Here is a 13,513-nt window from a genome sequence, read left to right as displayed (position 1 = left end):
CACGTCATACCTTGGATCCCAATGAAACGATTGCCTCCCCTGCCGGCGCTGCACACTTTTCTGATCACCGCGCAGTGCTGCAACTTCACCCGGGCCGCCGAACAATTGCACATCACCCAAGGCGCGGTGAGCCGGCAGATCGCCGGGCTGGAAGATCATCTGGGTTATGAGCTGTTCATTCGCCAGGCGCGGGGCTTGAGCCTGACCGCCGAAGGACGGGAATGGCTGCCACGGGTGCAGCAGATTTTCGGCCTGATCGACGAGGCGGTGGAGCAGATCGGCGAGAAGCGCGAAACCCTGCAACTGAAAGCCCCGACCTGCGTGATGCGCTGGCTGTTGCCACGCCTGTTGCAGTGGCAAAAGGAACGCCCGGATGTACCGGTGGAATTGACCACCACGGTGAAACACGGCGTGGATTTTCATCGCGAGCAGTTCGATGCGGCGGTGATGTATGGCGCGCCGCCGGACAGCTCACTGGCCTCCCGGCATCTGTTCGATGAGCAACTGACGCCCGTGTGTTCCCGACCGATGCTTGAAGGGCCGATGGCTTTGCAGACACCGGCCGATCTGCAGCAACACTTGTTGCTGCACCCCACCCGCGATGAACGGGACTGGAATGCCTGGCTGAAGGTTGCGGATATTCGGCTGAGCAATGTCGGCAAAGGTCAGCATTTCGAAACCCTGGACCTGGCGATGTCGATGGCGTCTCAGGGAACGGGGGTTGCGATTGGCGATTGGTCGTTGATCGGCGATGACCTGAGTGCCGGACGGCTGGTCATGCCCTTTGACTTGAAGGTGAAAACAGGGTTGGCGTATTACTTGGTGTTCCCCGAAAAACCGGAGCCTTCGCCGAAGTTGCGCGAATTGATGGGGTGGTTGGTGGAACAGGCTCAGAGCCGCTGAAACCCAAAAAGCATCGCGGGCAAGCCCGCTCCCACAGGATATCCGCTGTCCTGTGGGAGCGGGCTTGCCCGCGATAAAGGCCGTACAGTCGACATCAATGTTGAATGTAAGTCCGCCTTCGCGAGCAGGCTCGCTCCCACAAGTGATCAGTGAACTCAATACCCGACAGTAAACCGCTGCCGTGAATGCTTCGGCGTTTCCACTTCATCGATCAGCGCAATCGCAAAGTCAGCAAAGGTAATCCAGCTACGGCCTTCGGCACTCACCAGCAAGTCATCCTTGCCGACCCGAAACGTGCTGGTGCGCTCACCTTCGACAAACTCTGCCGACGGCGACAGGAAGGTCCAGTCCAGGTCCTTTTCCTGACGCAAAGTATTCAGGAACGCGGCACCGGCGCTGGCCTCGGCCTTGTATTCCTCCGGGAAACCTTCGCTGTCGATCACCCGAGAGCCATTCGGCAGCAACAGCGAACCGGCACCGCCGACCACCAGCAGACGCTTGACCCCGGCCTTCTTCACCGGCTCGATAATCGCGCTGGCAGGGATGGTGGAGAAATGCGCGGCGCTGATCACCGCATCATGCCCGGCCACGGCGGCTTGCAATGCAGCAGCGTCGAGCACGTCTACGTTTTTGCTCACCACACCGGCACGCGGCGCGATTTTCGAGGTGTCGCGGGCGATGGCAGTGACGCTGTGACCGCGACGCAGGGCTTCTTCCAACAGTTGGCTACCGGCACGACCGGTGGCACCGATGATTGCGATGTTACTCATGACGTTCTCCAGTTGGTTTGGGTGTACGCGAAGTTACTTGGTTTGCATTGATCAGTGTGGCGAGGGGGCTTGCCCCCGTTCGGCTGCGAAGCAGTCGTAAAACCTGAGCATGCGGTGCAGCGGGAAGAATGTAGGGGAGCGCTTCGCACTCCAACGGGGGCAAGCCCCCTCGCCACAAAGCTCCTCGCCACAGGTAAGCAGTTTCAGCTGCAGCGGATTACCACTTCATCTCGCCCTTGGCGACTTTGGCGCTCAGCTCCAGCGAGCTTTCTTCGCCCAGGGTCGGGTAGCGTTTTTTCATTGCGGCGATCAGTTCGGCAGCGTCTTTCGCCTTGGCGGTTTCTTCGTCGAAAGCCTTGATGTAATCGGCGGTGAATTGCACCGCCGCCAGAGAACGCGCGCTCTCACCGAGGTAGTGACCCGGCACGATGGTTTTCGGCTTCAGCGCTTCGATCGCATGCAACGTCGTCAGCCAATCGGCATGGGATTGCGGGGTCTGGGTGTCGGCCATCCACACGTGAATGTTTTCAGCGACAACCACGCCACCGACCACAGCCTTGATCGACGGGATCCACACAAAGCTACGATCCGGCTGCTTGCCGTCCAGGCCGATCACCTGCAGTTTCTGCCCTTCCAGCATCAGGCTATCGCCCTTGAGCACCTGCGGCACGATGGTTTTGTTCGGTACGTCGGCGCCCATTTTCGGGCCCCAGAACGTCAGTTTGCCGTCGACGGTTTTTTTGATGTGATCAACCGTCGGTTGCGAGGCCAGCACCTTGGCTTTCGGGAACGCTTTGGTGACGGTGTCGAGGCCGAAGTAGTAATCCGGGTCACCGTGGCTGATGTAGATGGTGGTCAGTTGCTTGCCACTGGCGCGAATTTTTTCCACCACCTGTTCGGCCTGGGCTTTGCCGAATTGCGCGTCCACCAGAATCGCTTCCTTCTCGCCACTGACCAGCACCGAGGTCACCGGGAAGATCGCGTTGGTGCCAGGGTTGTAGACGTCCAGCGTCAGGGTGGACGCCGCAGCGGCATGGGCTGCGAAGCCGAGCGTGGCGGTTGCCAGAAGAATGCGTTTGAGTGAAGTGAAGCCGATCATCTGTTGCTCCGTTGTCCGAATGCCATGCTTGGCGATGGGACAGAGCTTAGTTGCCTGGTTCGATACAAAAAATGCGATGCTTGAACATAGTTTGTTTCTGAAATCGGGCAAATCATGGATCGTCTACAAGCAATGCGGGTGTTCGTCACGGTGGTGGACCTGGGCAGCCAATCGGCCGCCGCCGATCACCTGGACCTGTCACGGCCGGTGGTTTCACGCTATCTGGCGGAGTTGGAGGATTGGGTAGGCGCGCGCCTGATGCATCGCACCACGCGCAAATTGAGTCTGACCGCCGCCGGCAGTGAGATCCTGCCTCGCTGTCGGCAGATGCTCGATTTGTCCACCGACATGCAAGCCGCCGTCAGCGAACCGGACGACGCACCGCGAGGCCTGTTGCGGATCAGCGTCAGCACCTCATTCGGCCAAGCGCAACTGGCGGACGCCATGGCGGCCTACGTCAAACGTTACCCCGGCGTCAGCATCGATATGCAAATGCTCGACCGCACGGTGAACCTGGTGGATGAACGTATTGACCTGGCCATCCGCACCAGCAACGACCTGGACCCGAACCTGATCGCCCGGCGGCTGACGGTCTGCCGCTCGGTGATCTGCGCTTCCCCCGCGTACCTGCGTGAGCACCCGACACCGCAACGGGTCGAGGACCTCAGCCTGCACAACTGCCTGACCCATTCCTACTTCGGCAAGAGCCTCTGGCATTTCGAACAGGACGGCGAGCCCGTCTCGGTGCCGGTGCAGGGCAACATCAGCGCCAACGAAGCCAGCACGCTGTTGCGCGCGACGATGGCAGGGGCTGGCGTGGTGATGCTGCCCAGTTACCTGGCCGGCGTGCATATCCACAGCGGCGAACTTATCCGCATGTTGCCCCAGGCCAAGCCCCGGCAGCTGAGCATCTATGCGGTGTATGCCTCACGCAAACACATGCCGGCGGCGTTGCGCAGCATGCTGGATTTTCTGGTGCTTAGATTTCCGGAAGAACCGGAGTGGGATATCGGGCTTTAAGGCTTCGCCAACTCCTGGATTTGGAATGCATTACCCTGTAGGAGCTGCCGAAGGCTGCGATCTTTTGATCTTCAGCGGCGCCGAGAAGATCAAGATCAAAAGATCGCAGCCTTCGGCAGCTCCTACACAACTCACCCGCGCTGACCTATGCTCAAAGCAGTACCGAAAGGTATTCGTTCAGAGGTCAACGCCATGAACATCAAAACAAAAAGATACCTCGCCATTTTCATCACTTGCGCGGCGACATTGGCGCTGTATGGCACAGCCGCCTGGCGTGTCGAGCAGTTGCGACAAGTTCCCCGTGAATACGCGAGTTGCAACTTCGAGCGCTGCATTCCCCACAACGCGACCCTCAACGCCCTCCGGTAACGAACACCCTGTGGCGAGGGGGCTTGCCCCCGTTGGGCGGCGAAGCGGCCCCAAAACCTGCGATTGGATAACTTCTGAGAAACTGAACTCAACGAAATTTACGACTGCTTCGCAGCCGAACGGGAGCAAGCTCCCTCGCCACAAGGTTCAGGCGTCGTTGTCCTGATCGGCCTTCAAGCGGTCGCGAAAAGCCTTGGGCGAAATCCCCACGCGACGCCTGAACAGGCGAGTGAAGTTGGTCGGATCGGAAAACCCCAACACATCGGACATTTCATAAATGGTCATGCTGGTGTAGGTCAGCAAGCGCTTGGCCTCCAGCAACTGACGCTCATGCATGATCTGCAACGCCGGTTGCCCCGCCAGTTCACGGCATGTGCCGTTGAGGTGGGACACGGAAATCCCCAGCCGATGAGCCAGGTCCTCGACCTTGACGTGCTGGCGATAGGTCTCTTCCACCAGTTGAATAAAGCCGTTGAGGTATTCCCGGGCCCGCTGCGGACGCTGGGTGGCGGTTTGACGCTGAATCACCTGACGGCTGATCCACACCATGATCACGCTGACCAGCGAATGCATGAGCATTTCCCGCGCCGGTTGATGGCCGGTGTACTCGCTTTGCAGCGCTGAAAACAGGCTGTTGAGGTACTCGCTGTCCTTGCCCGCCGGGTAGCTTTCGGCCTGTGCCAGAGCGTTCACCGAATTGCCCAGTTGTGCTTGCAAGTGGGCGATCAGCGGCGCGGCCAGCGTGACGACGAAACCCTCGACGTCCTCGGAAAACCGATAACCATGCACCGATAACGGCGGCAGAATCAGGATTGCCGGCTCGGTCAATTGTGAGCGTTTGCCTTCGATTTCAAGCTCTGCCTGACCTTTGAAAACGAAGAGTAACTGACACAAATCGGCGTGGCGGTGGGGTTTGATTTCCCATTGATGTTCGCGGCTGCGTTTGGAAATGGTTTCACAGTGCAATAAGTCAGGGGTCGGCCAGTCCAGGCTTTCACCGTAGAGTTTGAACACCGGAATCGATGGCAGGTCAGGCTTGTTCATCACTTCAATCCAGGCCTCGAGAGTAACGGGGCGATAATCGCACCGATTGGCAGAATGTACAGGTATCGGCTCAGTTTTCCCCTTCAATTGACAGACTCGCAAGTGAAAAATGCAAGTACTCGATCCATAAAAATCATTCACCGGTCTTGGCCGTGTGGAGCTTGCGAGTCATAAAAACAATGAAAACACTGAAAACCCAAGTCGCGATCATCGGTGCCGGCCCCTCTGGCTTGCTACTCGGCCAATTGCTACATAACGCCGGCATCGACACCCTGATCCTCGAACGCCAGACCCCGGACTACGTGCTCGGACGCATCCGCGCCGGTGTCCTCGAACAAGGCATGGTAGAGCTGTTGCGTCAGGCCGGAGTGGGTCGGCGCATGGACGCCGAAGGGCTGGTCCATACAGGCTTCGAACTGGCCCTCGACGGGCGCCGGGTACACATCGATTTGCAGGCGTTGACGGGCGGCAAAACCGTAACGATCTATGGCCAGACCGAGGTCACCCGCGATCTGATGGCCGCTCGTCGGGACGCCGGTGCGCAGACGATCTACGAAACCAGCAATGTCGTCCCCCACGGCATGAAAACCGCCGAACCCTTTGTCACCTTCGACAAGGACGGCGAAACGTATCGACTCGATTGTGACTACATCGCCGGCTGCGACGGTTTCCATGGCGTGGCGCGGCAGTCGATTCCTACGGATTGCCTGAAAGTGTTCGAGCGGGTTTATCCGTTCGGCTGGCTGGGGATTCTCGCCGACACGCCACCGGTCCACGAAGAATTGGTCTACGCGCGGCATGAACGGGGTTTTGCGCTGTGCAGCATGCGTTCGCCGACACGTACCCGTTACTACCTCCAGGTTCCGGCCCAGGACAAAGTCGAAGACTGGTCCGATCAGCGCTTCTGGGATGAGCTCAAATCCCGCCTGCCGGCCGCCCTCGCCGGCGCGCTGGTGACCGGCCCGTCAATCGAAAAAAGCATCGCTCCGCTGCGCAGTTTCGTGGTCGAGCCTATGCAATACGGGCGGATGTTCCTGGTCGGCGACGCCGCGCACATCGTTCCGCCCACCGGCGCCAAGGGGTTGAACCTGGCGGCCAGCGACGTCAGTACGTTGTTCAATATTCTGCTGAAGGTTTACCGCGAAGGCCGTGTGGATTTGCTGGAGAAGTATTCCGAAGTCTGCTTGCGGCGGGTGTGGAAAGCCGAGCGGTTTTCCTGGTGGATGACCTCGATGTTGCATCGCTTCGACGAGCACGACGCGTTCAGCCAGCGCATCAGCGAATCGGAGCTGGCCTATTTCGTGGACTCCGAGGCGGGTCGAAAAACCATTGCCGAAAATTACGTCGGGCTTCCATATGAGGCTATCGAATAGCCTCCTATCGACTTACACTGGCGAGCATCCCGCTCGCCTTGCCTGCTGCGGGTCCATTACTGCCCGCAGGTTTTACCCGTGACCAATCTCAACCAGCCTGAAACGCCCAAACCGGCCATTCGCAGCGTTCTTATCGCCCTGATGCTGGCGATCTTTCTGGGCGCGCTGGACCAGACCATCGTCGCCGTGTCGATGCCGGCCATTTCCGCGCAGCTCAAGGATGTCAGCCTGCTGGCCTGGGTGATTTCCGGGTACATGGTGGCGATGACCGTGGCGGTGCCGATCTACGGCAAACTCGGCGATCTCTATGGCCGCCGCAAGTTGATGCTGTTCGGCATGGGGCTGTTCACCCTGGCGTCGTTGTTCTGCGGCATGGCACAAAGCATGGAACAACTGGTGCTGGCGCGGATCCTTCAGGGTATCGGCGCCGGCGGGATGATTTCGGTGAGCCAGGCGATTATCGGCGACATCGTTCCGCCCCGCGAACGGGGTCGCTATCAGGGTTACTTCAGCAGCATGTACGCGGTGGCCAGCGTGGCCGGCCCGGTACTCGGTGGCTACATGACCGAATACCTGTCCTGGCGCTGGGTGTTCCTGATCAATCTTCCATTGGGCCTGGGTGCCTGGCTGGTAGCCCACCGCACGCTGGTGGGTTTGCCAGTGCCGCAGCGCAAGCCGATCATCGACTACTTCGGCACCTTGCTAATGATCATCGGCCTGACGGCGTTGTTGCTGGGCATCACTCAGGTCGGCCAGGGCCATTCCTGGCGCAGCACCGAAGTGTCGGGTTTGCTCGGTTGTGCGGTGGTGGTGCTGGCCGTGTTCGTCTGGCATGAACGGCGGGCGCGGGAACCGTTGCTGCCGATGCACTTGTTCACCAACCGCAGTGCGATTCTTTGCTGGTGTACGATTTTCTTCACCAGTTTCCAGGCGATTTCCTTGATCGTGCTGATGCCGCTGCGCTTCCAGAGCGTCACCGGCGCCGGGGCCGACAGCGCCGCGCTGCATCTGTTGCCGCTGGCCATGGGTTTGCCGATAGGCGCGTATTTCGCCGGACGCCAGACCTCGGTGAGCGGTCGTTATAAACCGATGATCCTGACCGGTGCCCTGCTCATGCCGTTCTCGATTCTCGGCATGGCGTTCAGTGCGCCTCAGGCGTTTGTGCTGAGCAGCCTGTTCATGTTGCTCAGCGGCATCGCCAGCGGTATGCAGTTCCCGACATCGTTGGTGGGCACGCAAAACTCGGTGGAACAACGGGACATCGGCGTCGCCACCAGCACCACCAATCTATTCCGTTCCCTGGGTGGCGCAGTGGGTGTGGCGTTAATGTCGGCGCTGCTGCTGGCGTTGCTGCAGGATTCGAGTTTCGCTCACTTGGCCGGCTCGTCGCTGATGGCCGAAGAGCGTTCGGGGAATGTCTTGCTCGATGGTTTGAACGCCGCACCGGGGGATGCACAAAACGCCCTGCGCGCTGAGCTGCTGCTGACCTTCCGGCATTTGCTGATGGTCAGCGCGGCGGTGTCGCTGCTGGGGCTGGCGGCGGCGATTGCCATGCCGAACAGAGTGTTGCGGGGGCGGGAGGACACGGTTCGCTAACCCCTCCGACCGATCGTTCCCGCGCTCTGCGTGGGAACGATCAACGTCTACCCTTCAAGGGCTGTAATACCCCACCGCCACCAGAAAATGCCCGACCTTTTTCAGGTAGGCATGCTTGTCTTCCACTTTGCCAGTCACCGGGTTTTTCCAGCGGTACTCGTATTCGCCGTAGTCCTGCTTTGCCATCAGCGCCAGGATCGGCTCCCCAACCGGCTTACCTTCCGGATCCTTGATCTTGCTGAAATCGGTATTGATCAGTCGCAAATTGGTGCCGTGGGCGACATAACGCTGGGTATCCAGGTCGACGACAAACACGTACAGGTCATCCTGCAAGTAACCGCCCTTGAGGGAGTTGATCGCTGTGAGCGTGCCCTTTTCGTTTTTGGCCAGATCGACCGCTGCTTTATCGAGCAACGCTTGCGCCTGTTGCGGCGAGGCCCGTGGCAGGTAGTAACCGACCGCCAGAATCCGCTGGCCGATGCGCTGATAAAACACATGCTTGCGTTCAACCTTACCGTCGGCCCAGTTCTGCCAGCGGTATTCGGCTTGCTGAATGCCGTTGCCCTCCGGCACTTTCAAGGCGTCCTTGAAGGCTTTTTGCACCTCCGGCCCGAGCACCTCGGACACATCACGACCGATCAACGCCGAAGATGGCCCACCGCTGGCGAGCATCACGCCCTTGGTGTCGACCACGAAGACATAGCGATCCTTGTCGACAAACTCGCCCTGACGGCTGAACGCCGCGAAAGCCTTGTCACCCTGCTCGTGGTAATAGGCCAGGGCTTTTTCCAGCAAGGCTTTGGCGGCCTGGCTGCCATCCTTTTCCGTTGTGGCGGCGTGAACTGGCCCCAGGCACAGCAAAAGCAACCCGCCCAGCCAGGCTAGCTTGTGAAGAACCCCCATTGCGCATTCCCCGTTCTTATTGGTGTTTCAAGAGCGTAGACGGCTTGGGGCTATGTATGAATATTCAGGAAACGGTGGGGAGGGTTTGTTTTAAAGAGACTTTGTGTGGCGAGGGGGCTTGCCCCCGTTCGGCTGCGCAGCAGTCGTAAAACCTGAGCATGCGGTGCAGCCGGAAGAATGTAGGGGAGCGCTTCGCACTCCAACGGGGGCAAGCCCCCTCGCCACAAAAAACCTGGCCACAGCCAGCCCCTAGCCACAAAAGTCCCACTCCACAGGCCCCACTCCACACAGGCCCCGTCACTGCATCGGGCTATTGAGGCCGGGCGCGCAGCTGCTGTTGCAGATTCTGAATCTGCGCCTGCAGGGTGTTGATGTTGCGGGTGACCTGGCCGCGGAAGGCGTCGAACTCGGCGGTGTTAGTGCCACCTTGTGCGGCGGCCGGGCGGTTGTCCTGTTGGCTTTTGAGCACGATCATGTCTTGCTCCAGGCGCTCGATGGCGGCGCTCGGGTTGTTTTGTTTCTTCAGCGCGACGATGTCAGCGCCCAGGCTTTTGAGTTGGGCGTCGAATTTGCTGGAATCGTCCGGCGCGTTCTTCAACGCGGCCAGTTCGCCGCTCAAGGCTTTGACCTGGGCCTGCAACTGAGCATTGGCGGTTTGTTGTTCGGTGGCTTGCGCGGTCATTTGCGCCAGGCGCTTGTCCAGATCGGAGGTCTGGCCGAGTACGCCCAACTGCTGTTTGCTCTGATCCTGAAGCTTGCTTTCCAGCTGCTTGCTCTGGTCCTGGAGTTTGCTTTCGAGCTGTTTGATTTGCAGCTTCAACGCTTCACTGCCAGTGCTGACGTTGGACTGGCTGGCCACGACCTTGCCGGAAATGTCCTGCAAGCGCCCCGCCGCTTCTTCACTGATGCGCGCAAAACTTTCCTGGGTCGCCACCAGTTGCTGTTCCATCAGCGAGATCTGCTGAAAACTCCACCAGGCAAGGCCGGCGAAGGCAAAGAACAACGCGCCGACCAATGCCCACAGAGGGCCAGTGCTCGGGCCTTTGACCTTGACCATCGGTGTGGTGCGCGAATGCACGGCAGTGCGAGCGGTAGTCGGAAAATCATCGTCATCGAGGCTGTCGGCGCGCAGGCTCGGGACATCGTCGAAGTCGTCGTTGGCATCGTTACGCATGGGCATTAGGGTCAACCTTTGTGGAACGCGGTGATGGCTTGATGCGGCGAAGTATAACCCCCGCTGCCGCACCGGTTGACCCTGAACCCCGAACTCGGTTCAGTAAGGGGTCCCCCTTGTGTGTCAGCGAATGTCCTGAGCCTTCCACCAGCCGCAGAATTCATCGAGGGCGGTCCAGAGGCTCACTTTCGGATCGTAGTCCAGATAATGCCGTGCGCGACTGATGTCCAGGGTGAAGTTTTTGTTCATGACCTGCATGCCCAGCCGCGACAGTGTCGGCTCGGGACGACCTGGCCACAGCTTGCACACACCCTCGTTGAGCGCGGCAAGGCTGTAGGCCAGACCGTAGGAACGGTAGCGGGTAACCTGTGGGACATCCATTTGGCGCATCACGTAATTGACCACATCCCACAACGGAACCGGCGCTCCGTTGCTGATGTTGTAGGCCTTGCCCAGGGCCGAACCGCTGGCCAGCAAGCTGCTGAGCAACGCTTCATTGAGGTTTTGCACGCTGGTGAAATCGACCTTGTTCAGGCCATTGCCGATAATCGCCAAGCGCCCTTTGCGCTGCATCTTCAGCAGTCTGGGGAAAATGCTCATGTCGCCGGCGCCCGTCACGAAACGCGGGCGCAGGGCCAGGGTTTCCAGACCGAATTCCTGCGCACCGAAGACTTTTTGCTCGGCCAGGTATTTGGTCGCGGCGTAGGGATGTTTGAAGCGCTTGGGCACCTGCTCTTCGGTCAACCCCAGATGATCGCGGCCATCGAAGTAAATCGAAGGCGACGACAAGTGCACCAGACGCCGAACCCGCTGTTTCAGACAGGCTTCGACCACGTTCTCGGTGACTTCGACGTTGCCTTGATGAAAGTCCTGATACCGCCCCCACAAACCGACAGCGCCGGCGCAATGCACCACGGCTTCAACGTCTGAACACAGGTCGCGCGCCAGTTGCGGGTCGCTCAAGTCGCCCTGAATGAACTCGGCGCCACGGCGCACCAGATGCTCGACGCTTTCGGCCCGGCGACCGTTGACCCGCACGTCCAGGCCCTGCTCCAGGGCGAAACGCGCAAAGCGTCCGCCAATGAAGCCGCTTGCGCCGGTGACCAGAATCTTCATGAATTGCTCCGAATATTTCGTTTTGCGTTTTGCGCTTTGCATATTGCGTAGGGCGTAGGGCGTAGGGCGTGAGGTCTTGACGCTGCCCGTCAGTCCAACGGCACCAGCCATTGCTTCGACGAGCGCACCAATTGATCGGTGAGTAACCCCAACAGCTGACCGCCATTGCGCCAATGATGCCAGTACAGCGGCACATCGATCGGCTTATCTGGCAAAAGCTCCTGCAATTGGCCGCGTTCCAGTTGCTCGCGCACCTGCAATTCAGGCACCAGGCCCCAGCCAAGCCCTGCTTCGGTGAGACGAAGAAAGCCTTCGGAGGATGGGCATAAATGGTGTTCGAAACCGCCATCCACACCGAGGGATGCGAGGTAGCGATGCTGTAGGAAATCATCCGGGCCAAACACCAGAGCCGGGGTTTTGGCTAACTGATCGGCGCGCACACCATCGGGAAAATGCCGGGCAATGAACGCCGGGCTCGCCATCGCACGGTAGCGCATCGCCCCCAACAGAACGCTGCGCGCACCGGCCACCGGCCGTTCACTGGCGCAGACACACCCCGCCACTTCGCCTGCGCGCATGCGTTTGAGGCCGACGGTCTGGTCTTCTACCACCAAGTCGAGCAACAGATGTTGTTCCGCGCAAAAATCCCCCACCGCCTCGGCCCACCAAGTGGCAAGGCTGTCGGCATTCAGCGCGATACGCAGGCGTTCCGGCAGGCCTTCTTCGTCCAGCGCCGGGACCAACGTTTGTAGATCGCGTTCAAGCAATCGCACCTGCTGCACATGGTTGAGCAATCGCCGGCCAATCTCCGTCGGCGCCGGGGGTGTGACCCGCACCAGCACCGGTTGGCCGACCCGTGCCTCCAGCAGTTTGATCCGTTGGGAGATGGCCGATTGGGACAAACCCAACACCTGCGCGGCGCGCTCGAATCCGGCCTGTTCGATTACGGCGGCGAGCGCGGAAAGTAATTTGTAGTCGAACATCAGTTTTCCTAATGGGCGATCAGGACTATTGGTTTTTCTTATACAGCGTTCAGCCGGAGAATGGCCAGCAAGAACTCTTGAACAAGGATCACCGACATGGCTGGCGAAACGTCATTGGCAACCCTGCTGCGTAGCATGAGCCCGCAACTCAACGACGGCGAATACGTGTTTTGCACGTTACGCGACGGCAAGTTGCCCGCCGGCCTTGAGATTGTCGGCAGCTTTCGTGAACGGGAAGGCCTGACGGTGATTCTGGAACGTTCCCACGCTGAAAAGGCCGGTTTCAGCTTCGACTACGTCGCCGCCTGGATCACCTTGAACGTGCATTCGGCCCTCGAAGCCGTCGGCCTGACCGCCGCGTTCGCCACGGCACTGGGCAAGGCCGGCATCAGTTGCAACGTGATCGCCGGGTATTACCACGACCATTTGTTCGTCGGCCAGGCCGATGCCGAACGCGCCCTGCAGGTACTGCGGGATCTGGCGTCCAACGCGGAGTAATACATATGTGGCAAAGCTATGTGAACGGCCTGTTGGTGGCCGCGGGGTTGATCATGGCGATCGGCACCCAGAATGCGTTTGTGTTGGCGCAGAGCCTTCGGCGCGAACATCACCTGCCGGTGGCGGCGCTTTGCGTGACCTGCGATGCGTTGCTGGTGGCCGCCGGAGTGTTCGGCCTGGCGACGGTGCTGGCGCAAAATCCGACCCTGCTGGCCATCGCCCGTTGGGGTGGCGCGGCGTTTTTGCTGTGGTACGGCAGCCTGGCGTTGCGTCGGGCCTGCTCGAAACAAAGCCTGCAACAGGGTGAAAATCAGACGGTACGTTCACTGCGGGCGGTGCTGCTCAGTGCGTTGGCGGTGACGCTGCTCAACCCGCATGTGTATCTGGACACCGTGTTGCTGATCGGTTCTCTCGGCGCACAACAAACAGAACCCGGGGCTTATGTGGTGGGCGCGGCCAGTGCGTCATTGTTGTGGTTTTTCACTTTAGCCCTTGGCGCGGCATGGCTTGCACCATGGCTGGCACGGCCAAGCACCTGGCGAATCCTCGACCTGCTGGTCGCCGTCATGATGTTCACGGTAGCGCTCCAGTTAATCATCGCTTCATGATTTATTCCAAAAGGCTCTGGAACCTCTATTCCACACAGTTGTTGCGTGGTTATGCCG

General features: G+C 59.7%; 14 protein-coding genes. 7 read left to right on the top strand and 7 right to left on the bottom strand.

Going from position 1 to position 13,513, the window contains the following annotated elements; genetic code table 11:
• Nucleotides 1-21: 21 nt before the first annotated feature.
• Nucleotides 22-903 carry a LysR substrate-binding domain-containing protein gene (locus JFU11_RS10160; RefSeq protein ID WP_123719321.1) on the top strand — a complete coding sequence of 294 codons (882 nt, stop codon included), beginning with the start codon at nt 22-24 and terminating at the stop codon, nt 901-903.
• A gap of 155 nt (nt 904-1,058) precedes the next feature.
• Here the strand turns inward: JFU11_RS10160 and JFU11_RS10155 are convergent, their stop codons facing one another.
• Both JFU11_RS10155 and JFU11_RS10150 read right to left on the bottom strand, forming a co-directional pair.
• A complete protein-coding gene (locus JFU11_RS10155; protein ID WP_201060545.1) occupies nt 1,059-1,673 on the bottom strand; it encodes an NAD(P)-dependent oxidoreductase in 615 nt (204 codons plus the stop codon).
• A gap of 217 nt (nt 1,674-1,890) precedes the next feature.
• Nucleotides 1,891-2,772: an MBL fold metallo-hydrolase gene (locus tag JFU11_RS10150; RefSeq protein ID WP_201060544.1), complete on the bottom strand. Its 882-nt coding sequence runs from the start codon at nt 2,770-2,772 to the stop codon at nt 1,891-1,893.
• Between the two features lie 114 nt (nt 2,773-2,886).
• Between JFU11_RS10150 and JFU11_RS10145 the strand changes: the two genes are divergently transcribed.
• Together JFU11_RS10145 and JFU11_RS10140 are read left to right on the top strand one after the other, a co-directional pair.
• Complete coding sequence (locus JFU11_RS10145) at nt 2,887-3,792, top strand: LysR family transcriptional regulator (RefSeq protein WP_201060543.1); 906 nt, start codon at nt 2,887-2,889, stop codon at nt 3,790-3,792.
• A gap of 192 nt (nt 3,793-3,984) precedes the next feature.
• Nucleotides 3,985-4,161 carry a hypothetical protein gene (locus JFU11_RS10140; RefSeq protein ID WP_167344819.1) on the top strand — a complete coding sequence of 59 codons (177 nt, stop codon included), beginning with the start codon at nt 3,985-3,987 and terminating at the stop codon, nt 4,159-4,161.
• Between the two features lie 147 nt (nt 4,162-4,308).
• Here the strand turns inward: JFU11_RS10140 and JFU11_RS10135 are convergent, their stop codons facing one another.
• Nucleotides 4,309-5,205 carry a helix-turn-helix domain-containing protein gene (locus tag JFU11_RS10135; protein WP_123719327.1) on the bottom strand — a complete coding sequence of 299 codons (897 nt, stop codon included), beginning with the start codon at nt 5,203-5,205 and terminating at the stop codon, nt 4,309-4,311.
• A gap of 179 nt (nt 5,206-5,384) precedes the next feature.
• On the opposite strand from JFU11_RS10135, the gene pobA reads away from it, so the two are divergent.
• Both pobA and JFU11_RS10125 read left to right on the top strand, forming a co-directional pair.
• Nucleotides 5,385-6,578: a 4-hydroxybenzoate 3-monooxygenase gene (pobA, locus tag JFU11_RS10130; protein ID WP_201121283.1), complete on the top strand. Its 1,194-nt coding sequence runs from the start codon at nt 5,385-5,387 to the stop codon at nt 6,576-6,578.
• Nucleotides 6,579-6,656: 78 nt separating this feature from the next.
• The gene (locus JFU11_RS10125; protein WP_201060542.1) at nt 6,657-8,174 is read left to right on the top strand and encodes an MDR family MFS transporter; all 1,518 of its coding nucleotides are present in this window, start codon (nt 6,657-6,659) and stop codon (nt 8,172-8,174) included.
• Nucleotides 8,175-8,228: 54 nt separating this feature from the next.
• Here JFU11_RS10125 and JFU11_RS10120 read toward each other — a convergent pair whose 3' ends face one another.
• The 4 genes from JFU11_RS10120 to JFU11_RS10105 form a co-directional block, all read right to left on the bottom strand.
• Nucleotides 8,229-9,077: a cache domain-containing protein gene (locus JFU11_RS10120; RefSeq protein WP_201060541.1), complete on the bottom strand. Its 849-nt coding sequence runs from the start codon at nt 9,075-9,077 to the stop codon at nt 8,229-8,231.
• Between the two features lie 310 nt (nt 9,078-9,387).
• Nucleotides 9,388-10,257 carry a hypothetical protein gene (locus JFU11_RS10115; protein ID WP_201060540.1) on the bottom strand — a complete coding sequence of 290 codons (870 nt, stop codon included), beginning with the start codon at nt 10,255-10,257 and terminating at the stop codon, nt 9,388-9,390.
• A gap of 117 nt (nt 10,258-10,374) precedes the next feature.
• The gene (locus tag JFU11_RS10110) at nt 10,375-11,367 is read right to left on the bottom strand and encodes an NAD(P)-dependent oxidoreductase (RefSeq protein WP_007898415.1); all 993 of its coding nucleotides are present in this window, start codon (nt 11,365-11,367) and stop codon (nt 10,375-10,377) included.
• An 89-nt stretch (nt 11,368-11,456) separates the two neighbouring features.
• Nucleotides 11,457-12,350 carry a LysR family transcriptional regulator ArgP gene (locus tag JFU11_RS10105; RefSeq protein WP_048395587.1) on the bottom strand — a complete coding sequence of 298 codons (894 nt, stop codon included), beginning with the start codon at nt 12,348-12,350 and terminating at the stop codon, nt 11,457-11,459.
• Between the two features lie 96 nt (nt 12,351-12,446).
• On the opposite strand from JFU11_RS10105, the gene JFU11_RS10100 reads away from it, so the two are divergent.
• Nucleotides 12,447-12,848, top strand: coding sequence for an ACT domain-containing protein (locus JFU11_RS10100; protein ID WP_123358009.1), 402 nt, complete (start codon nt 12,447-12,449; stop codon nt 12,846-12,848).
• A gap of 5 nt (nt 12,849-12,853) precedes the next feature.
• Nucleotides 12,854-13,456 (top strand): LysE/ArgO family amino acid transporter, encoded by a 603-nt coding sequence (locus tag JFU11_RS10095; protein WP_123719332.1) that lies wholly within the window; start codon nt 12,854-12,856, stop codon nt 13,454-13,456.
• Nucleotides 13,457-13,513: the final 57 nt, after the last annotated feature.

The sequence above is a fragment of the Pseudomonas sp. TH37 genome, assembly GCF_016650735.1.
In the GTDB taxonomy this organism is placed as follows: domain Bacteria; phylum Pseudomonadota; class Gammaproteobacteria; order Pseudomonadales; family Pseudomonadaceae; genus Aquipseudomonas; species Aquipseudomonas farris.
This window is presented reverse-complemented; position numbering and strand designations above follow the sequence as displayed.